Origin of the sequence: Streptomyces sp. NPDC048516, from assembly GCF_043199875.1 — a bacterium.
GTDB lineage: Bacteria > Actinomycetota > Actinomycetes > Streptomycetales > Streptomycetaceae > Streptomyces.
In genome coordinates, this window is the sequence record NZ_JBICWS010000003.1 from 491,807 (window position 1) to 512,306 (window position 20,500).

Genomic DNA, 20,500 nt, shown 5'->3' on the forward strand with positions numbered 1-20,500 from the left:
GCGGCAAAAGCGGAGCGGGGGGTGCAACCGCTCGACGGGATTCGCCCTCTGAACCATCGGAAACAGGTTCGGACCCCGCTCGCGCCAAGAGATGCTGTCGACACGAAATGTAGATTCAGTGACTGTGAAAGAAGCCCTCGATCCGCTGACGGGGCCCACCATCACGCCTTCCGCTCAGGTCAGCATCATCGTCATCGCCTTCAACGATGCCGGTCATGTCTGCGATGCGGTGCGCTCCGCGCTCGCGCAGGGGCCTCCCGGCGAAACGGTCACCGAAGTGATCGCGGTGAACGACGCCTCCACCGATGGCACCGGCGCCGCCCTGGACGCCCTCGCCCACGGCGAACCGCGGTTGCGGGTGATCCACCGCGACACGAACAGCGGCGGCTGCGGCACTCCGCGCAACGACGGTCTGCGGGCCGCCACCGGGCGCTTCGTGATGTTCCTCGACAGCGACGATGTGCTGCCCCCGGGTGCGGCCCGGGCGTTGCTGGCCGCCGCTGGTGAGCATGACGCCCCGGTCGCGGCCGGCGCCTGCGTACGCCGTGAGCTGCCCGCGCACCGCGATGTCCCCTGGCAGCCGGGCCTCTACCGCGAGACGGCGGTGCACAGCTCCCCCGAGGCCGCCCCGCAGCTGGTCCGGGACACGCTGTGCGTCAACAAGCTCTACGAGCGGGCGTTCCTCGACAAGCACGCCATCACCTTCCCCGAGGGCCGCTTCACCTACGAGGACTTCGTGTTCACGGCGCGGGTGCTGGCCGCCGCCCCGCGCCTCGTGACGATCCCCGACCAGGTCTACATCTGGCATGTGCGCCGCTCGGCCGCCCGGCAGTCGATCTCGCTGGACCGCAACGACGTGGCCAACTGGCAGGCGCGGATCGCGGCGCACCGCGCCGGCGTGCAGATCTTCCTGGACGCCGGGCACAAGGCGCTGGCGCACGCCGCGGCCACCAAGTTCCTCGACCACGATCTGCGGATGTACGTCCGCGAGCTGCACACCCGCGGCGCGGACTACCGCGCCGAGTGGTGGCGGCTGACCCGTGACTATCTGGCGGGTTTCGACGAGACCGATCTGCGCGCGGCGCGTGCCCCGGCCCGTTGGCTGGCCCGGGTGGTGCTGGCCTCGCCGGCCCCCCGGGACCTGGAGCGGCTGACCCAGCTGGCGGCCCGGCCCGGCCGGCTGCTGCCCCCGTACGCGGAGGCCGGCGGCCGCGCGGTGTGGTCGGCGGACCTGCCCGAGGTCGTGCTGGACGCGATGGGCACCAAGCCGATGCACCGGCTGCCGGTGACCATAGATGCCGAACCGTCCCCCGGCGGTCCCGGTGTGCTGCGGCTGCGGGTGCACGATCTGTACGGGCGGCTGGCCGCGTCCGGGCCGGAGAGCATCGACATCGAGCTGCGGCGCCGCCGGGACGACCGGCGCGGCCCGGTCCACACCGCCGCCCTCACCCCGGCCCCGGCCGCCGGCGGGTCCCAGGCGTGCTGGACCGCCGAGGTCGTACTGGATCTCGCGGCGCTGGCCGACCGGGGCGGCCGGCACTGCGCCGACCCCGAGCCGTGGGACCTGATGGCGCAGGTCCGCTGCGCGGACGGGGCGGGTTTCCGCGCGTCGCTGCGGGCCCTGGGCCCGGGGCTGCGCCGCCAGGTGCTGCCGAGCCGCCGTCATGCCGTGCTGCTGGTGCAGCCGTATGCGACGACCGGCGGGGCCCTGTCCCTGCGGGTCGCCTCGGGCCTGCGCAGCGTGTGGCGGATCGCCGCCCGGCGGCTGCGCGGCTGAGCCGCCCCGGTTGTTCTCCCGCACTCCTCAACCCCGACCTAGGATGGGCACTATGTCTTACTTGATCACGGGTGGTGCCGGCTACATCGGCGCCCATGTCGTACGGGCCCTGCGCGAGGCGGGCGAGAGCGTCGTCGTGCTCGATGATCTGACGACGGGTGTGGCCGCCCGGATCCCGGAGGGCGTGCCCCTGGTCGTCGGCTCCACGCTCAACCGCGCGCTGCTCGATGCCACGCTCGCCGAGCACGGCATCACCGATGTGGTGCACCTGGCCGCCAAGAAGCAGGTCGGCGAGTCCGTCGAGATGCCGCTGCACTACTACCGCGAGAACGTGCTCGGTCTGCAGACGCTGCTGGAGGCGATGGCCGCGGGCGGTGTCGGCCGGCTGGTGTTCTCCTCCTCGGCTGCGGTCTACGGCATGCCGGATGTCGATCTGGTCACCGAGGACACCCCCTGCACCCCGATCAACCCGTACGGCGAGACCAAGCTCGTCGGCGAGTGGATGGCCCGTGCGGCGGGCAAGGCGCACGGCATCAGCACGGCCTGTCTGCGCTACTTCAACGTCGCCGGGGCGGCCACTCCCGAGCTGGCGGACACCGGGGTCTTCAACATCGTCCCGATGGTCTTCGAAAAGCTCACCGAGGGCGCCGCACCGCGCATCTTCGGCGATGATTACGACACCCCCGACGGCACCTGCATCCGCGACTACATCCATGTCGCCGATCTCGCCGAGGCCCATGTGTCGGCCGCCCGCAAGCTCGCCGAGCCGGGTCCGGTGCGTGATCTGACGCTGAACATCGGGCGCGGCGAGGGCGTTTCGGTGCGCGAGATGGTGGATCTGATCACCGAGATCACCGGGCACCGGGGGGTCACCGCCGAGGTGACCCCGCGTCGTGCGGGCGACCCGGCCCGGGTGGTCGCGGCCGCCGACCGGATCACCGCGGAGCTGGGCTGGAAGGCCCGCCACGATGTGCGCGACATGATCACCTCGGCCTGGGCCGGCTGGCGGCACCACCGTTCGCAGGGCTGAGCGCGGGCCGCGGGCGCCGGCCGGCGAAGGCCGGGGTGCACGGATCCGGGGCCGGAGTGCCGCGGGTCAGGTCGGCGTCAGCGGGTGCGAGGTCCGGCCCGAGGCCTCGTCGATCTCGTCGTGCGCCTTGCTCAGCAACTGCATCGCCAGTTCGTTGAGCGCTCTGGCTCCCGCGACCTCCTCGCCGACCCTCGGCTGGTTGGAGTCGACGGGGTGGCGGCTGGCGTAGCCGTGGGCCCGTACCTCGCTCCCGTCGGGAAGCCGTACGAGGGCCGCGGCGCGGGTGCGGTGGGTGTCCTCCTCGAATTCCATGTCGACATGCCATCCGACAACGGTCTGCAGCATCACGATCACCTCCGAAGCCCCTGCTTCCAGCGTGCGCCCGGCGGGCGGCCCTCGCACGGTGTGCCCGTGGCGCACGGCAGCGCCCGGGGCGGTCCTCGACCGGATCCGCCCCGGGCGCGCTCGTGCCGCGGCCTGCTACGGGCCGTCTACGGCTGGAGGGTGATCGAGTTGATCGGCGTGAGGTTTTTGTCGATGTAGTAGCCGGGCGAGAGGTAGCCCTGGCATCCCGTGCCGTTGTAGCCCGTGCAGGTCCGCATGGTCGCGCCCCCGGACTGGTTGTTGTAGATGCGGTGCGTCCCGACCTGGTTGCTGAGGTTGTGCGCCCCGTAGCTGTAGTAGAAGAGCGACGGGTGGCCGCCGTTCCATCCGGCGTTCTGCGGATAGATGCAGACCGCGCCGTAGGGGCAGCCCTGGACGGTGCCGCCCGCCGCGGCCGCGGCCGTTCCTGCCGTCCCGACGACCGCGCCCGCCGGGACGACCAGCGCCGCGACGGCCATGGCCGCCATTCCGGCTCGCTTCCATACGGACATGTGACGTTCCCCCTTGGTCAAGTGGCCCCGCGAGATGGTCGTCGCGGGTGCACCTGTGCAGGTGCCTGATGGTGGGTCAGCCTCGTCCCGCGGGGGCGGCGCGCACAAGGATTTTCGGCGGTGGCCGAAGGGGTCCGGCGCCGGTGTCAGCGGCGCAAGCGGCGCAGCAGCCTCGTGGGGAAGGCGGCGTCTGGCACGGTGAGGGTCAGCGGTGTCCGCCCGCCTGCCGGGCCGCCGGCCGTGTGGACCGGCAGGTCACGGCGGAGCGGGCCCGCGGTCACCCGCAGGGACACCCGCCAGGTGCCCGGGGGGCCGCCGCGCAGCCCGGAGCGCACGGTGTAGTGGTCGCCGGCGCCCCGTTCGACCGTGGTGCGCAGTGCCACGGTGCGGGTCGCGTCGTGGAGGACCAGCCGCAGTTCGGCGTCCACGGGGCAGCCGGGCAGGGTGAGGTGCGCGGCGAGGGTGGCCCGGCCCGAGCGGGTGCGGTGCGCCGTGCCGCGCAGGTCGCCGCCGAGCGGCCGGCGGGCCCCGTCCTTGTCCAGGTCGAGGTGGAGATGGCCGTGCGGTACGGAGAGGAAGAGCGCGGCGACGGCCGGGCCCGCCGGGCCCCGGCCGACGATCCGCGGTGTGCACTCCCGCTCGTTCGGCCCGCCTTCGGGGGCCAGCCAGGCCTCGCGGCTGAAGGCGGGCCCCGTCGCGTCCGCTCCGCCGTGCGCGGTGACCGCGATCTTGAGGCCCCAGACGCCGTCGGCCATCGGCCCGCCGTCCGCGGCGGTCGCCGGGTCGACGGCGGCCTGCCAGGTGCCGTCCGTGTACCGCGCCGGGATGCGGTGGGCGGCGCCGCTGCGCTGCAGCAGGATCTCGACGGTGTCGCCGCCGAGCAGGGGCAGCTCGGCGGTGCCGCGCAGGTGCAGGACGCCGCCGACCCAGCCCCAGCGGATCAGGCGCTGGCGCGGCACCACGCGGTCGGTGAGGTCGTAGCAGGCGTCGGGGAGGGCGTGCTGCGGGTCGCGGAAGTACGGGTATCCGGCGTAGACGCGGCCGTCGGCGATGCGCGGCGGGTCGGGCCGGCGCTCGGTGTCGGCCCGGACGACGGCGGTCAGCGCTTCGTCGAGCCCGGCGCGCAGGCAGTGGGCGCGCAGCCGGAGCCGGGGCGGCAGGGCGGCCTGGACCCGGTCGGTGAGGTAGCGCTCGACGAGCGGGCGGGCGGCCGCGGCCATCCGCTGCCGGTCCGCCTCGTCGCGGGCGAGGTAGGCGGCCCCGAAGGGCATGAGTATCTCGCCGTGGAAGTGCCGGATCATCAGCTTGTCGCGCTGTTCGCCGGGCGGGACCTCGGCCGCGAGGCCGTCGAGGACGGTGCCGATGTAGTCGAGGTAATCGCACCAGTCGGTGTCCTGGCGGCTGGCGTTGCTGTCGTCGTCGCGGCCGTGCAGGTAGTAGCAGTCCTGGTCGGCGTGGACGGAGACGGTTTCGGCGCGCAGCAGGGCGGCGATGCCGAACGGCAGGTCCTCGCCCAGCAGCCGGCCCTCGACGAAACGCAGCCGGTGCTTTTCGAGGAAGGAGCGGCGGAAGAGCTTGAAGGCGGCCAGGGACCAGTAGACCGGGGAGTCGAAGACGGAGACCTTGTCGCTGGTGGTGCGCAGGTCGACGGGGGCGGCGCGGCCCTCGGCGCCGACGATCCGGCCGTAGACGACGTCCGAGCCGCACCGCTCGGCCGTGTGCACGAGACGGTCCAGCGCCTGGGGGCCGAGCCGGTCGTCGGAGTCGAGGAAGAAGACGTAGTCGCCGGTGGCACGGTCGAGACCGGCGTTGCGGGGCTTGCCCGGGCCGCCCGAGGCCTCCTGGCGCAGCACGGTCAGGTGGGGGTGCAGGCGGGCCTGTTCGTCCAGCCATGCGGCGCTGCCGTCGGTGGAGCCGTCATCGACCGCGATCACTTCGATCCGGCGCCGGTCCAGCGTCTGGGCGAAGACCGAGCCGAGGCTGCGGTCGAGGTAGCGCCGGGTGTTGTGCACCGGCACGATCACGGAGACGGTCGGCGTCGCCGTGGCATCCGGTCCGTCGCCGGCGGCGGCCACGAGGTCGTCAGGAACGGGCACCATGCCCTCCACTCTTTCCGCAATCCCCGAAATGCCCGGCGCCCCAGCCAGGCAAAGGGGGTGATTAAGACATATAACGTGGGGTGAACGTTCGCCGATCGTGGAGGAGTGCCGGTGGCTCCGACGCCCGCCACCCCACAAGAGGCGGTCCGGCCCCTGGAGGTTGCCCGGCCTCTTCCCGTAAGTGAACGGCCGGCCGCGGCGCGCACAGCCCCCGGACAGCGGACGGCACCCTGGCTCGCGGCGGCCCTGTCCATGGGGGCGTACTGCCTCGCGCTCACCCTTTACGGCAGCTACCCCTTCGGCCCGCGCTCACGCGCCGTCAATGACCTGGGCAATCAGTTCGTCCCGTTCCACGCCCGGCTGTGGGACCTGCTGCACGGCACCACCGGCGGCGATCTGTTCTTCAACTGGAGCAGCGGCTACGGCGTACCGTTCCTCGCCGACTTCTTCACGTACCTGATGAACCCCTTCTCCTGGCTCGTCGGGCTCTTCCCCCGGGCGCTGGCCGACCTGCCGGTCTTCCTGGTCACCCTGTTCAGCATCGGCCTGGCTGCCGCGTTGATGACCGTCTTCCTCGGCCGGCTGCGGCAGGGCTCCGGTCCGCTGCGGGCGCTGCTGTCGGTGGGGTACGGGCTGTGCGCCTGGGTGCTGAACGACGGCTTCGCCGACCCGATGTGGATGTGGGGCCTGGTGGCGCTGCCCCTGACCGGGATCGCCGCGGACTGGTGTCTGCGCCGCACCCGCTGGGTGGCCGGCACGCTGCTGGTCGCCCTCGCCTGGGCGGGCAACTTCTACACGGCCGCGATGGCGACCCTGGCGATGGCACTGGTGCTGGTGGTGCGGCTGCTGACGGCCACCGCGATGCCGTGGCGCGCGAGGCTGCGGGCGCTGGCCCGCGCGGCCTCGATGGCGCCGGCCGGCATCCTGCTCGCCGCGCCCGTGCTGACCGTCACCCTGGAGGCCAGCCGGGCCGCCCAGCCCGCCCCCGCGGTGTCCTACGACGACCGGCCGGCGCCGCTCGACCAGTGGGCGCAGTTACTGCCCGGCGGCCACCCCGGGGCACCGGTACCCAACATCTCCATCGGGGTCCTCGGGCTGCTGCTGGTGGCCGCCTTCCCGTTCGTGCGGGCCGTACCGCTGCGGGTGCGCGTGGGCTGGTGCGCCCTGGCGGCGGGCGTCGCCGCCTCCTTCGTCCAGGAGCCGACGATCCTGCTGTGGCACGGTTTCGCGCTGCCCAACGGCAGTCCGTACCGCGCCGCCTTCGTGCTCAGCGGCATCCTCGTGATGATCGCCTGGCTGGCGCTGGCGCACCGTCCGCGCCCGCGCGAGCTGGCCGCGGGCGCGGCGGCGGTCGCGCTGCTCGCCTGGCTCAGCCGCGACCAGGGCGCGGTCGGTACCGACACCTGGATCCTGGTGGCCGGCGGCGGTGTGCCGGCCCTCCTGGGGCTGGCCGCGCTCGGCATGTCGCGCACCTCCCGCACCCGGGCCGCCGCCACCGCCGCGCTGACCGGCACGGTCCTGCTGTGCTCGGCGTACACGGCGCTGTCGGTGACCGCGGCACGGGGCGCGATCGCCTGGTTCCAGCCCAAGATCACGTTCACCGGCCCCTCGCTGACCGCCCGGGACGGGCTGCTGGCCCGCGCCGACTGGCCGCACAGCCGCACCGACCCGGGCCCGCACGAGTTCGCCAACAACGACCCGCTGCTGATCGGCGGCGAGGGCGGCTCGTACTACAGCAGTTTTGCGCCCGCGGTCACCGCCCGCACCCTGCGGGGCCTGGGCGCCGGCTGGTACATGCGGGGCCGTCACACCCTCAGTTTCGAGGACCCGGTGGGCCGGGCACTCATGGGCGTCGGCAGCTACCTGTCCCCGGTGCCGGAGCAGCGCGCCCGGTTCACCCCGCATCCGGCGCGCCCGGCCCCGCTGCTGACCGTACGGGACACCCTCCCGCGCCCCGCCGGCAAGGAGACCGTCTTCGCCCGCCAGGAACGGGTGCTGGGCGCCGCCGTGTACGAGGTGCCGGCCCTGACGCCCACCGCGGGCGAGGCCCCGCTGCGTGACCGTGCCGGCTGGCTGCTGCCCGGCGAGCGGCGGCCGGCCACGGGGGCGAACGGGGGCGCGACCGGCGCGGGCGCGAACGGCACGGGCCCGGACAGCGGGGGCGCGAACGGCACGGGCGCGGGCGGGACCGGCGCGGGTGCGACTGGCGCGGGCGCCACCGACGCGGGCGCCACCGGCGCGGGCGCGACCGGCGCCGGTACCACCTTCACCGTGCGGTGCACGCCGGGCAGCACCGCCCTGTGGTACGCCCCCTGGTTCTCCGGAGAGGTCAGCGGCCTGGGCCTGCGTACCACGGGGGCCGGCAGTCAGGACGTCACCGCGAATCCGCTGCGGATCCTGGGCCGCGTGCCCGCGGACGGCACGGTGGCGGTGCGCTTCACCGGCCGGGGCCGGCAGCACCTCCCGGAGCGGGCGATCGGCTGCCTGTCCGGTCACCGGCTGGCGGCGGCGGTGCACGCGCTGCGCGCCCGGGGCCCGCTGGAACTGGCCGCCGGCGGCCATCGGCTGACGGCCCGGCTGCGCCCGGGCAGCAAGGGCAGCGCGGTGCTGGCGCTCCCCGCCGTCCCGGGCTGGGGCTGTTCGGTGGACGGCGGACCGCTGCGCGCGCCGCACTCGTTCGGCGGCCTGCTGGCCGTCCCGCTGGGCCCGGGCGCCACCCGGCTGTCGTGCTCCTACCTGCCGCCGGGCCTGCACACGGGGCTCGCGGCGAGCGGCGCGGCGACGCTGGCGATTGCCGTGGTGGCGGTTTTGGGTACCACGCGCGGCCGGCGGTGGCTCCGCCTCACCACGCCACGCCGGACACCTCATGACAAACCAACAGATTTGTAGAATTACCTTCCGGGGGACGGCGCCTGAGCCGCCCCTGACCCCGGCGAAAAGGCCTGCTCATGAAGCTTTCCATCGTCGTCCCCTGCTACAACGAAGAAGCCGTCCTGAGCCGTTTCGACGAGACGGTCCGCGCGGTCCTCGCCGGGCTCGCCGTCGAGTACGAGCTGTGTTACGTCGATGACGGCAGCGCCGACGGCACCCTGGCCCGGCTGCGCGGCCTGGCCCAGCAGCACCACGGCACCACCCGCTACCTCTCCTTCAGCCGCAACTTCGGCAAGGAGCCCGCCATACTGGCCGGCCTGCGGGCGGCGACCGGCGACGCGGTGATCCTCATGGACGCCGATCTGCAGCATCCGCCCGGGCTCATCGAGACGATGCTCGACCTCTACCAGCTCGGCCACGACCAGGTCGTCGCCAAGCGCAGCCGGACCGGCGACCGGCGGCTGCGGACCGCGCTGAGCAGGCTCTACTACCGCGCCGTCAACAAGTGGGTCGACGTCGAACTCACCGACGGGGTGGGCGACTTCCGGCTGCTGTCGCGCAAGGCGGTGGACGCGCTGCTCTCGCTGCCGGAGTACAACCGCTTCTCCAAGGGCCTGTTCTCCTGGATCGGCTTCGACACCGTCACCTTCGACTACCGCAATGCCGCCCGGGAGGCCGGCGAGACGAAGTGGCGCCTCGGCTCACTGGTCAACTACGGCATCGACGGCATGCTCTCCTTCAACTGCCGCCCACTGCGGCGGGCCCTCTACGCCGGGCTCGGCCTGGCCTCGCTCGCCGCCGTCTACACCCTGTGGATCGTCGGTGCGGCCCTCGTCGGCGGCGTCACCGCGCCGGGTTATGTGACGCTGGTGGCCATCGTCGTGGGTCTGGGCGGGCTGCAGATGGTGATGCTGGGGCTGATCGGCGAGTACATCGGGCGGATCTACTACGAGGCCAAAGGGCGGCCGCACTTCCTGGTCAAGGAGGAGCACAACGCCACCCTTCCCGCCACGGCACCGGTCCCCGCCACGGCACCCGCCCCCGTCACAGCACCGGCCCCCGCCACGGCACCCGCCCCCGTGACACCATCCATTCCCGCCACGGCACCCGCTCCCGGCCCGGCGGGCGCCGCCCCCGCCGGTGCACGGGCCCGCTGATGCGTGCTCTGCCGGCGTCCGGCCGCCCCGGGGGCCGGATCGTGCGCTTCGCCGCCGTCGGCGGGGTCAACACCGCGACGTTCTCCGCCTGTTATCTGGCGCTGCACCACCTGCTGCCGTACTTCGCGGCCTACACCGCCGCCTTCGTGACGAGCATGACCGGCTCGTTCTTCCTGCACACCTACGTCACCTACCGCACCCGCCCGACCTGGACGAAGTTTCTGCTCTTCCCGCTGACCCAGGTCGCCAACTACGGGGTGCAGAGCGCGGGGCTGGTGGCGCTGGTGGGCTGGTGCCGGATGAGCACCACGGTGGCGCCGCTGGTGGCGGCGCTGTGCGCGCTCCCGTTCAGCTATCTCCTTTCCCGGCGCATCCTGCGCCCGCCGGCCCGGACCCCGCCCCGCGCTCCGGCCGGCCCCACCGCCCCGGCCGGCCCCACCGCCCCGGCCACCCTCTCCGCTCCGGCCTGCCCCACCACCCCTGCCGGTCCCGCCACCCCTGCCGGTCCCGCCGCTCAGGCCGGCCCGCCACCCGCCCGCTCCGGCGGACCCGCCTGAGCCCGCCAGCCCCCGAACCGCACCGACTGCCCGACCGACGTCTGGCGCGCCGTGTACAGCCTGCCGTCGAGACCCAGCGCGACCACCACCGCCCGCCCCGCCACGTCCTGGGCGACCCCGGCCGCCGCCGAATGCGCCACCCGGCCCCGCTGCCAGGGGCCGACGCCGTCCTGGGCCATCGCCATCCGTACCTCGCCCGCGTCATCGCGCGCCGCGAGCACCATCCGGCCGCCGGAGCCGACCGGCGCCGCCGCCACCCGCCCGTAGCCGCCGACCGCCGCGCAGCGCGCCGAGACCCGCCAGGCACCGATCATCCGCTGCCGCTCGGCGATCAGGACCTGGGCGGTGACCGACCGCCGGAAGACGGCCCGCACCGCGCCGTCGGCCACCGGGACGAGACTGACCGGGCCGCCCGGCTGCGGCAGCCCGGTGGCCGCGGCCGGCCGCGGGATCTGCCCCGGCTCCTTCGACACCCAGTGCTGCACGGTCCCGACGGTCGGCGCGGCCAGATGGATCAGCCCCTCGGAGTCCACACAGGCATCGAGCCCGTCGACGATCCGCGGTGAGGCCATCAGCGTGCTGACCGGCCCCTCCAGCCGCTGCCACGGCGACCAGTGCCTGCCGTGCGGGCCGCTGCGGTGGGCGACGCTGCCGTCCCAGGTGCGGACGAAGACATGCACCGTGCCGTCCGGGGTGGCCACCGCCGCCGGGAAGCCGGTCTCCAGAGACCGGACCGGGTCCGGGTCCGGGGCGCCCAGCGACTCCCAGCGCGCGAAAACGGGCACGCCGTCCGCGGTGGTGCCGGTCTGCGGTGCGCTCAGCAGTTCACGGCGGTGGGCGGCGTTGCGGCCCGGCAGCACGGTGCGGGAGGCGAACAGCTGGAGCGATCCGCCGGGGCGGCGCACCACCTGGATCTGCCCCTGCAGCAGCGCACCGCCGACCGGCACCGGCACGCCGAAGCTCCCGCTGCCCGGACGGGTCTCCGCCCAGCAGTACGCCGTCTGGCCCAGCACCGCGAAGGCGGTGAGCCGGCCGTCCCCGGCCGTGCGCAACCAGGCATTGGAACCCGGCGCGCGCAGCCGGGTGCTGCGGGTCCAGTTGCGGGAGCCGCCCTTGAGCGCCGAGCGGCCCACCTTGCGGTCCCCGCAGCCCGCCGGGTCACCGCAGGCGCGGTGGTCGGCCCAGCCGTAGACCGACAGCAGCCGGGCCTTGCGGCGGGCGGCTGCGAGGTCGAGGTCGTGGGGCAGCGCCCCGTCCTCGTAGCCGAGGTAGTTCTCCACGATCGCCGGACGGCCGCGGCCCCCGTACGCGGCCAGCGCGGCCTGCGCGAAATGGGCGGAGGCGGTGTGGTCCTGGTGGTCGTAGTAGCGCAGCCCGGCCAGGCGGGGGTCGCGGTCCGCGGTGGCCGGCGGCTGCTTCGGGGAGTGCGCCGCGTTCGGGTCCAGGGTGCGCACGACCGTGGGCCCAGCCCGGTCGAGCACCGCCACCAGGGTCTGGATGACCTGGTCGCGGGTGTAGTGGAACTGCCGCTTCACGGGGGTGCCGGCGGGGCGCAGCGTGGGGAGGGTGCCGGTGGCTCCCAGCCACAGCCCGCGCAGACTTCTGGCCCGGGCCTGCCAGACGGCCCTGGCCTCCACCAGCCCCAGGAAGATCAGCTGGTGCTGCGGGGCGCCGCGCAGCGTCTGGATCTCCACCTCGAAGCCGGGGAGCAGGGAGAGCGCCGCGACGTCCCAGCGGGCGGCCGGGTCGCCGGTGACCATCGCGGCATGGGCGGCGCGCAGCCCGTTGGCCCGCGCCCGGGCGAAGGCGGCCCGGTCCTGGGTGACCCGGGCGGGGTGGTGGGCGCGCCCGCTGACGTTGCGGCCGTCCGCCTCGCCGCCGGTGAGGCAGACGGTGACCGAGCGCGCCCCGCTGCGCAGGGACTGCTCCAGATCGGGGTTCATGAAGTACAGACCGTCGTCGGCATGCGCGATGACCTGCAGGAAGGACTGCTCCGCCGGGTCCGTCAGCGGCCGTCCGGGGCCATCAGGTCCGGCCGTACGGGCGCCGTCGTCCGACAGCCGGGCCCAGACGCCCACGCCCGCCGTCGCGGCGAGCACACCGGCGCCGGTGGCGTGGAGCAGCCGGCGGCGGGATACACGGGGCGGGTGCGCGGGTGACACGCACTCAGTATTCGGGCGACCGGAGACCCGCTCGCCCCGAAACTCCCTACTTGACCAGATCCATGACGAGCACCCCGGAACTTTCAGACGACGCAGGCATCCGCGCCTGCGTCCGCATCCCCCGGTTGCACCGCCCCGGGGAATACCCGCCCCGCCCCGCCCCGTTGTGGCCCGAAGGGGGCCTCGCACCCCCTACGGGATCCGTTCGCCCCCGCCCTAAGGCCCCCGCCGACAACCAACCGGCCACGCGCCCGCCGGCCACGCGCCCGCCGGCGACCGGCCCGCCGGCCGCCCGCCGACGCCCCCGCCCTCACTCCGCCCCGAGCGCCGCCACCACCGAGGCCGCCAGCGCGTCGAGATACCCCTTGGGCACCTCGTCACGGACGACCAGCAGCCGCCAGTACAGCGGCCCGGTCAGCAGGTCCAGGGCCAGCCGGCCGTCCGCTCCGGCCGGGATCTCGCCGCGCTCGACGGCGCGCGCCACCATCGCCGCGGCGACGCCCTCCTGGCTGTCGTGCAGCGCGGCCTTGAGCGCGCTCGCCAGCTCGGGGCTGCGGGCCGCCTCCGCCAGCAGGTCCGGGATGATCTGCGAGGCCATCGGGTGCCGCAGCGCCCGGGCCGCGACCTCCAGCAGCATCCGTACATCGCCGGACAGCGAGCCGGTGTCCGGCGTCGGCATCCCCGCCGCGGCCACCGCGGAGACCACATCGAGCACGAGGTGCAGCTTGGAGCGCCACCGCCGGTAGACGGCGGTCTTGCCCACCCCCGCCCGCCGCGCGATGCCCTCTATCGACATCCGGGCGAAGCCCACCGCGGCAAGCTCCTCGAAGACCGCGGCACGGATCGCCTCGGTCTTGTCCTCGCGTAGTACGGCGGCGCCTGCCGGGGTCCGGCGCACCGCCGCGGAGTCGTTCCCGCTGCCGTCTTGTGCCATGCCTTGAGCATAGCGTCACGACGCTACGGTTGCGTTTCGACGTGAGCTCCCTTTAGTGTCGACGTCGCGACGATACGGACCCGTTCCGTCGTATGGCCCCGTTCTCGTTCCCCCGCCCCCGTACGCAAGCGAAAGCGGCCTCCTCCATGCCCCAGACCCTCGCGCCCCCGGCCCCGACGCCCGCCCCGGCACCCGCCTCCGGCGCCTCTCCCGATCCCGAGCTGCGCGCACTGGCCGAACGCCACGGCCTCACGGTCAGCGGCGCCCGCCCCTCGCTGCCGGAGTACACCCGCCAGCTGTGGGACCGGCGGCACTTCATCACCTCGTTCGCCGGCGCCAAGCTCACCGCGATGTACACCACCGCCAAGCTGGGCCAGCTCTGGCAGGTCCTGACCCCGCTGCTCAACGCGGCCGTCTACTACTTGATCTTCGGCGTGCTGATCGGCACCAAGCGGGGCGTCCACGACTACGTCCCGTTCCTGGTGACCGGCGTCTTCATCTTCACCTTCCTGCAGAACTCGGTGATGGCCGGTACGAGGGCGATCTCCGGCAACCTGGGCCTGGTCCGCGCGCTGCACTTCCCGCGGGCCTGTCTGCCGATCTCCTTCTGCCTGGCACAGCTCCAGCAGCTGCTGTACTCCATGAGCGTGCTCGTGGTCATCCTGCTCTGCTTCGGGCAGGTTCCGACCTGGTCGTGGCTGCTGGTCGTGCCGGCACTGGCGCTGCAGTTCGTCTTCAACACGGGCCTGGCGATGGTCATGGCCCGGCTGGGCGCGAAGACCCCGGACCTGGCGCAGCTGATGCCCTTCATCATGCGGACGTGGATGTACGCCTCCGGCGTGATGTTCAGCATCAGCCTGATCATCCAGGGCAAGCACCTCCCGCAGTTCGTGGTGATGCTGCTGAACGGCAACCCCGCCGCGGTCTACATCGACCTGATGCGCTTCGCCCTGATCGACAGCTTCAAGGCGGACCAGCTGCCGCCGCACGTCTGGGCGTTCGCGGCCGGGTGGGCCCTGCTGGCCGGCGTCGTGGGTTTTGTGTACTTCTGGAAGGCAGAGGAGCGGTACGGACGTGGCTGAGGTCATGACGCAACAGAGGAACGGCAGGGACATGGCCGAGCACACGCACGGCACCCGCCCGGCGCGGGCCGCCGAGGCCCGCGTCCCGACGGTGATCGCGGACGATCTGCACATCGTCTACCGCGTCTACGGCACCGGCGCGGGCAGGGGCAGCGCCACCGCGGCGCTGAACCGCATCGTCCGCCGCAAGCCCTCCTCGGGCGTGCGCGAGGTGCACGCGGTCAAGGGCGTGTCGTTCACCGCCTACCGGGGCGAGTCGATCGGCCTGATCGGCTCCAACGGTTCGGGCAAGTCGACGCTGCTCAAGGCGGTCGCCGGGCTGCTGCCCGCCGAGCGCGGCAAGGTCTACACCCACGGCCAGCCCTCGCTGCTGGGCGTGAACGCGGCCCTGATGAACGACCTGACCGGCGAGAAGAACGTCCTGTTGGGCGGGCTGGCCATGGGCATGAGCCGCGAACAGGTCCGCGAGCGCTACGACGGCATCGTCGACTTCTCCGGCATCAACGAGAAGGGCGACTTCATCTCGCTGCCGATGCGCACCTACTCCTCCGGGATGGCGGCCCGGCTGCGGTTCTCCATCGCCGCGGCCAAGGACCACGACGTGCTGATGATCGACGAGGCCCTGGCCACCGGCGACCGCAGCTTCCAGAAGCGCTCCGAGGCCCGCATCCGCGAACTGCGCAAGGAAGCGGGCACGGTCTTCCTCGTCAGCCACAACAACAAGTCCATCCGCGACACCTGCGACCGGACCCTGTGGCTGGAGCACGGCGAACTGCTGATGGACGGCCCGACGGACGAGGTCATCAAGGCCTACGAGGCCCACCGCTAGGGCGGTGTCCGCGTGAACCGGAACGGCCCCGGAAGCCTGCGCTTCCGGGGCCGTCCGACGTGGTGGTGGCGTCAGCTGTGGGTGCGCAGCAGCGTCCGCATCGTCCGCATGGCCACGGACAGGTTCGCCAGATCGAACCCCTCCGACCCGTAGATCTCCTCCAGCGTCGCCCGCGCACGGCTGAGGATCGCCGCGTTGGCCTGCTCCCAGGCCTTGAACCGCTGCTCCGGCGTCGAGGTGCCGTTGCCCTCCGACAGCACATCCGCGGTCAGCGCCGCATGGGCCGCGAAAAGGTCCTCGCGGATCGAGGCGCGGGCCATCGACTGCCAGCGGTCGTTGCGCGGCAGCTCCAGGATGCGGTCGAGGAGCTGGTTGATCCGCAGCCGCTCGCCCAGGTCGTAGTAGACCTCGGCGACGTCCAGCGGCTCCTTGCCCATCCGGTCCGCGACGGCGACGATGTCCAGCGCCGGGAAGACCGACGAGAAGCCGGACACCTGGACGGCCAGCGCCTCGGGCACGCCCGCCGCGGTCAGCTCGTCCAGGATCGTCTGGAACCACTCCAGGTCGCTGCCCTGCAGCAGGTTCGGCAGCTCCTTCCAGAGCCCGGCGACCCGCTCGGCGAAGAAGCCGATGGTCTCGGACAGCTCCAGCGGCTGCGGGCGGTTGTTGAGCAGCCAGCGGGTGCCGCGCTCGACCAGCCGCCGCGAGTGCAGCCGGATCCGGGTCTGGACATCGGCCGCGACGACATTGTCGAGCGCTTCGACGTCGTCCCAGACCTGGTTCAGCCCGAAGATCGCACGGGCCGCGGTGTGCGCCCGCACGACCTCTTCGAGGGAGGCCCCGGTCTCCTCCCGCATCCGGTGCAGGAAGCTCGTACCGCCGGTGTTGACGGTGTCGTTGACCAGCACCGTCGTGACGATCTCGCGGCGCAGCGCATGCCCGTCGACCTGCTCGGCGAAGCGCTCGTGGAGCGCCGAGGGGAAGTAGGCGTGCAGCAGCCGCTGGAGGTAGGGGTCGTCCGGCAGCCCGGTCTGGATCAGCGCCTCGGCGACCGTGATCTTGGTGTACGCCAGGAGCACCGCGGTCTCGGGCTGGGTCAGCCCGCGCCCGGCGTTCAGCCGCTCACGGATCTGCCGGTCGGTGGGCAGGAACTCCAGCGCCCGGTCGAGGTCGCCGTCGCGCACCAGGCGGCGCATGAAGCGCTGCTGGGCGTTGAGCATGCTGGAGGACTGGGCGAGGGCCAGTGCCAGTGCGGTGTTCTGCGCGTAGTTGTTGCGCAGTACCAGCGCGCCGACCTCGTCGGTCATCTCGGCCAGCAGCTTGTTGCGCTGCTTGACCGTCATATCGCCGTCCGCGACCACGGCGTTGAGCAGGATCTTGATGTTCACCTCGTGGTCGGAGGTGTCCACACCGGCGCTGTTGTCGATCGCATCGGTGTTGATCTTGCCGCCGGCCGTGGCGAACTCGATCCGGCCCAGCTGGGTCAGGCCCAGGTTGCCGCCCTCGCCGACGACCTTGACCCGCAGGTCCTCGCCGTTGACCCGGATGGCGTCGTTGGATTTGTCGCCCACATCGGCGTTGGACTCCGCCGAGGACTTCACATACGTCCCGATGCCACCGTTCCACAGCAGGTCGACCGGCGCCTTGAGGATGGCCTGCATCAGGTCGGCGGGCGTCATCTTCTTGACCCCGGCGTCGATGCCGAGGGCGGCCCGTACCTGCGCGTTGATCTGGATGGACTTGGCCGAGCGCGGGTGGATGCCGCCGCCCTGCGACAGCAGCTCGGTGTTGTAGTCCGCCCAGGAGGAGCGGGGCAGCTCGAAGAGCCGGCGGCGTTCGGCGTAGGAGGTCGCCGCGTCCGGGTTCGGGTCGATGAAGATGTGCCGGTGGTCGAACGCGGCGACCAGCCGGATGTGCTCGCTGAGCAGCATGCCGTTGCCGAAGACGTCACCGGACATGTCGCCGACGCCGACCGCGGTGAAGTCCTCGGTCTGGGTGTCGTGGTCCAGCTCGCGGAAGTGGCGCTCGACCGACTGCCAGGCACCGCGGGCGGTGATGCCCATGCCCTTGTGGTCGTAGCCGGCGCTGCCGCCGGAGGCGAAGGCGTCACCGAGCCAGAAGCCGTAGGACTCGGCGACCTCGTTGGCGATGTCGGAGAACGTCGCGGTGCCCTTGTCGGCGGCGACGACCAGGTAGGTGTCGTCCTCGTCGTGCCGGACGACGTTCTGCGGGTGGACGACCTCGCCGCCGACGAGGTTGTCGGTGATGTCCAGCAGACCGGAGATGAAGGTCTTGTAGCTGGCGATGCCCTCGGCCAGCCAGGCGTCCCGGTCCTGTGAGGGGTCCGGCAGCTGCTTGCCGACGAAGCCGCCCTTGGCGCCGACCGGCACGATGACGGTGTTCTTGACCATCTGTGCCTTGACCAGGCCGAGGATCTCCGTACGGAAGTCCTCCCGGCGGTCCGACCAGCGCAGACCACCGCGCGCGACCTTGCCGAACCGGAGGTGGACGCCCTCGACCTTCGGGGAGTACACCCAGATCTCGTACGCCGGGCGGGGCGCCGGCAGGTCGGGGATGGCCTGCGGGTCCAGCTTGATGGACAGGTAGGAGTGCGGCCGGCCCTCGCTGTCCTTCTGGTAGTGGTTGGTGCGCAGCGTCGCCTTGATGACGGTGAGGAAGGAGCGCAGGATCCGGTCCTCGTCCAGGGAGGCGACCTGGTCGAGCGCGGCGTCCAGCTCCTCCAGCAGGGCGTCGGTCAGCTCGGTGCCGGCCCGCTGCCGCCCGGGGGACATCCGCGCCTCGAAGAGGGAGACCAGCAGCCGGGTGGTGTGGACGTTGTTGGAGAGGGTGTCCTCCATGTACGTCTGGCTGAAGGTCGCACCGGCCTGCCGCAGGTACTTGGCGTAGGCCCGCAGGACCATCGCCTGGCGCCAGTTGAGGCCCGCCCGCAGCACCAGCGTGTTGAAGTTGTCGCTCTCGGACGCGCCGGTCCACACCGCGGTGAACGCGTCCTGGAAGCGCTCGCGGGCGTCGTCACCCTTGACGTGCTCGGGCATCCGCAGCCCGAAGTCGTAGACCCAGGCGATGGTGGAGTCGGCACAGCGCAGCTCGTGCGGGCGCTCGTCGACGACCTCGACGCCCAGACGGTTCAGACCGGGCAGCACCCGCGACAGCGAGACCGGCTCGCCCCTGCGGTAGATCTTGAAGCGGCGCTCGCCGGGGCCCGCGCCGACGGGCTCGTAGAGGCTGACGGAGAAGTCGTGGCCGGGCTCGCCGGTGAGCTTCTCCAGGTGCTGGAGGTCGGCGACGGCGCTGCGCGGGCTGTTGTCGGCCTTGTAGCCCTCGGGGAAGGCGTGGCCGTAGCGGCGCAGCAGCTCGGCGGCGCGCTCCTCACCGACCTCGGCGGTCAGCGCCTCGCCGAAGCCGTCGGCCCACGAGCGGGCGGCCTCCACCAGCCGGCTTTCGAGGCGGTCCGCGGCGGCGTCGGTGAGCTCGGGAAGGCTCGCGCCGGGCTCGACCCGGATCACGAAGTGCAGCCGGGAGAGGATCGACTCGGTGTTCCAGGCGGTGAAGTCGACGCTGGTGCCGCCGAGCTCTTCCTTGAGGATGTCGATCAGGCGCAGCCGCACCGCGGTGGTGTAGCGGTCGCGCGGGAGGTAGACCAGCGCGGAGTAGTAGCGGCCGTACTCGTCCTGGCGGAGGTAGAGCCGCAGCCGGCGGCGTTCTTGCAGGTAGAGGACGCTGGTGGCGATGGACCGCAGCTCGTCGACGGGCGTCTGGAACAGCTCGTCGCGCGGGTAGGTCTCCAGGATCTGCAGCAGGTCGCGGCCGTCGTGGCTGTCGGGGCTGAACCCGGCGCCCTCCAGCACCTCGGCGACCTTGCGGCGGATGACCGGGACCCGGCGCACGGACTCGGTGTACGCGGCCGAGGAGAACAGGCCCAGGAAGCGCCGCTCACCGATGACGTTGCCCTCGGCGTCGAACTTCTTGACGCCGACGTAGTCGAGGTAGGAGGGGCGGTGGACGGTGGCGCGGCTGTTGGCCTTGGTCAGAATGAGCAGCTTGTGCTCACGGGCCTTGGCGCGGGCGTCCGCGGGCAGCCGGTTGAAGGACGGCGAGACGGGGTGGCCGTCGGCGCTCTCGTGGTGCGGCGGGTCGGCGCGCAGGATGCCCAGGCCCGTGCCGGGCACGGCGGTCAGCACGTCCTCGTCGACGCCGCCCTCACCGGGCACCGACGCCAGCTCGTACTCGCGGTAGCCGAGGAAGGTGAAGTGGTCGGCGGACAGCCACCGCAGCAGCTCCTGGGCCTCCTCGATGTCCTCGCCGCGCAGATCGTCGGCGATCGGCTCGGCGGGCAGGGCATCGGCGATACGGCCGGCGGCGGCGCGCATCTTCTCCCAGTCCTCGACGGCCTCGCGGACGTCGGACAGCACCCTCAGCAGATCCGCGGTGATCTGCTTCAGGTCCTCGCGGTCGGTCTCGCGGTCCATCTCGACATGGATCCAGGACTCGGTGACCGCGTCGTGCGGCAGCTTCGCGCCCTTGCCGTTCTTGCTGTGCGCGTCGCAGCTGGAGTCGAAGACCTCGATGAGCTTGCCGGTGACATCACGGCGGACGATCACCTGCGGGTGGATCACGACATGGATGCCGCGGCCCTGCCGGGAGAGTTCGTTGGTGACCGAGTCGACCAGGAACGGCATGTCGTCGGTGACGACCTCGACGACGGAGTGGCTGCAGGTCCAGCCGTTCTCCTCGACCGTCGGGGTGTGCACCCGGACGTTCGCGGTGCCCTGAGGACGCATCTCCGCGAGGCGGTAGTGGGAGAGTGCGGCGCCGAAGACGTCGACCGGGTCGCGGCCGGTCAGGTCCTCGGGCGCGGTGTGCAGGTAGTAGCGCTGGAGGTATCCCGCAAGGGTGTCCGGGTCGAGCCCCCGTACCGGGTGCTTACCCCCGGCCGGGCTGCTCTCTACGACCCGGGCGGCCCTGGCGAGCAGCTCGGTTTTGGCTTCGTCCAGCTTGGTCTGCATGTCCTCTGGCTCCTGTCGCGCGCCGTTGCGTGACGTTGTGGAAGAACGTGATGGAAGCCGCACAACGCCGCCGCGACGCGAGGTGTCCTGTCGCTGTCGA

General features: G+C 72.6%; 13 protein-coding genes. 7 read left to right on the plus strand and 6 right to left on the minus strand.

Going from position 1 to position 20,500, the window contains the following annotated elements:
- The first annotated feature begins 124 nt into the window (after nt 1-124).
- Both ACGFR7_RS09340 and galE read left to right on the plus strand, forming a co-directional pair.
- Entirely contained in the window at nt 125-1,777 is a 1,653-nt protein-coding gene (locus ACGFR7_RS09340) for a glycosyltransferase family 2 protein (protein ID WP_393315384.1), read from the plus strand.
- Between the two features lie 52 nt (nt 1,778-1,829).
- Entirely contained in the window at nt 1,830-2,807 is a 978-nt protein-coding gene (gene galE / locus ACGFR7_RS09345) for a UDP-glucose 4-epimerase GalE (RefSeq protein ID WP_393315240.1), read from the plus strand.
- A 66-nt stretch (nt 2,808-2,873) separates the two neighbouring features.
- Here galE and ACGFR7_RS09350 read toward each other — a convergent pair whose 3' ends face one another.
- The 3 genes from ACGFR7_RS09350 to ACGFR7_RS09360 all read right to left on the minus strand — a co-directional run bounded on the left by ACGFR7_RS09350 (nt 2,874) and on the right by ACGFR7_RS09360 (nt 5,781).
- Entirely contained in the window at nt 2,874-3,152 is a 279-nt protein-coding gene (locus ACGFR7_RS09350; protein ID WP_393315243.1) for a DUF1876 domain-containing protein, read from the minus strand.
- Nucleotides 3,153-3,298: 146 nt separating this feature from the next.
- Nucleotides 3,299-3,682 (minus strand): hypothetical protein, encoded by a 384-nt coding sequence (locus ACGFR7_RS09355; protein WP_393315246.1) that lies wholly within the window; start codon nt 3,680-3,682, stop codon nt 3,299-3,301.
- A 146-nt stretch (nt 3,683-3,828) separates the two neighbouring features.
- A complete protein-coding gene (locus ACGFR7_RS09360; RefSeq protein WP_393315249.1) occupies nt 3,829-5,781 on the minus strand; it encodes a glycosyltransferase family 2 protein in 1,953 nt (650 codons plus the stop codon).
- A 111-nt stretch (nt 5,782-5,892) separates the two neighbouring features.
- Here ACGFR7_RS09360 and ACGFR7_RS09365 point away from each other — a divergent pair, with 111 nt between their 5' ends.
- Genes ACGFR7_RS09365 through ACGFR7_RS09375 form a run of 3 tightly spaced genes read left to right on the plus strand, consistent with a single transcriptional unit; the run spans nt 5,893 to nt 10,366 of the window.
- Nucleotides 5,893-8,670 carry a YfhO family protein gene (locus ACGFR7_RS09365; RefSeq protein WP_393315252.1) on the plus strand — a complete coding sequence of 926 codons (2,778 nt, stop codon included), beginning with the start codon at nt 5,893-5,895 and terminating at the stop codon, nt 8,668-8,670.
- Between the two features lie 59 nt (nt 8,671-8,729).
- Nucleotides 8,730-9,809, plus strand: a complete 1,080-nt coding sequence (locus ACGFR7_RS09370) for a glycosyltransferase family 2 protein (RefSeq protein ID WP_393315255.1) — start codon at nt 8,730-8,732, stop codon at nt 9,807-9,809.
- Complete coding sequence (locus ACGFR7_RS09375; RefSeq protein ID WP_393315258.1) at nt 9,809-10,366, plus strand: GtrA family protein; 558 nt, start codon at nt 9,809-9,811, stop codon at nt 10,364-10,366. Before ACGFR7_RS09370 ends, ACGFR7_RS09375 begins: the two co-directional genes overlap by 1 nt.
- On the opposite strand, the gene ACGFR7_RS09380 is transcribed toward ACGFR7_RS09375, so the two are convergent.
- Together ACGFR7_RS09380 and ACGFR7_RS09385 are read right to left on the minus strand one after the other, a co-directional pair.
- Nucleotides 10,324-12,528, minus strand: a complete 2,205-nt coding sequence (locus ACGFR7_RS09380; RefSeq protein ID WP_393315261.1) for a PIG-L family deacetylase — start codon at nt 12,526-12,528, stop codon at nt 10,324-10,326. The two genes, ACGFR7_RS09375 and ACGFR7_RS09380, sit on opposite strands and share 43 nt — an antisense overlap.
- Nucleotides 12,529-12,838: 310 nt before the next feature.
- Entirely contained in the window at nt 12,839-13,462 is a 624-nt protein-coding gene (locus tag ACGFR7_RS09385; RefSeq protein ID WP_393315263.1) for a TetR/AcrR family transcriptional regulator, read from the minus strand.
- A 146-nt stretch (nt 13,463-13,608) separates the two neighbouring features.
- On the opposite strand from ACGFR7_RS09385, the gene ACGFR7_RS09390 reads away from it, so the two are divergent.
- Together ACGFR7_RS09390 and ACGFR7_RS09395 are read left to right on the plus strand one after the other, a co-directional pair.
- Nucleotides 13,609-14,544: an ABC transporter permease gene (locus ACGFR7_RS09390; RefSeq protein ID WP_393315266.1), complete on the plus strand. Its 936-nt coding sequence runs from the start codon at nt 13,609-13,611 to the stop codon at nt 14,542-14,544.
- A 31-nt stretch (nt 14,545-14,575) separates the two neighbouring features.
- Nucleotides 14,576-15,373, plus strand: a complete 798-nt coding sequence (locus ACGFR7_RS09395) for an ABC transporter ATP-binding protein (protein WP_393315269.1) — start codon at nt 14,576-14,578, stop codon at nt 15,371-15,373.
- A 71-nt stretch (nt 15,374-15,444) separates the two neighbouring features.
- Here ACGFR7_RS09395 and ACGFR7_RS09400 read toward each other — a convergent pair whose 3' ends face one another.
- Complete coding sequence (locus ACGFR7_RS09400; RefSeq protein WP_393315272.1) at nt 15,445-20,400, minus strand: NAD-glutamate dehydrogenase; 4,956 nt, start codon at nt 20,398-20,400, stop codon at nt 15,445-15,447.
- Between the last annotated feature and the right edge of the window lie 100 nt (nt 20,401-20,500).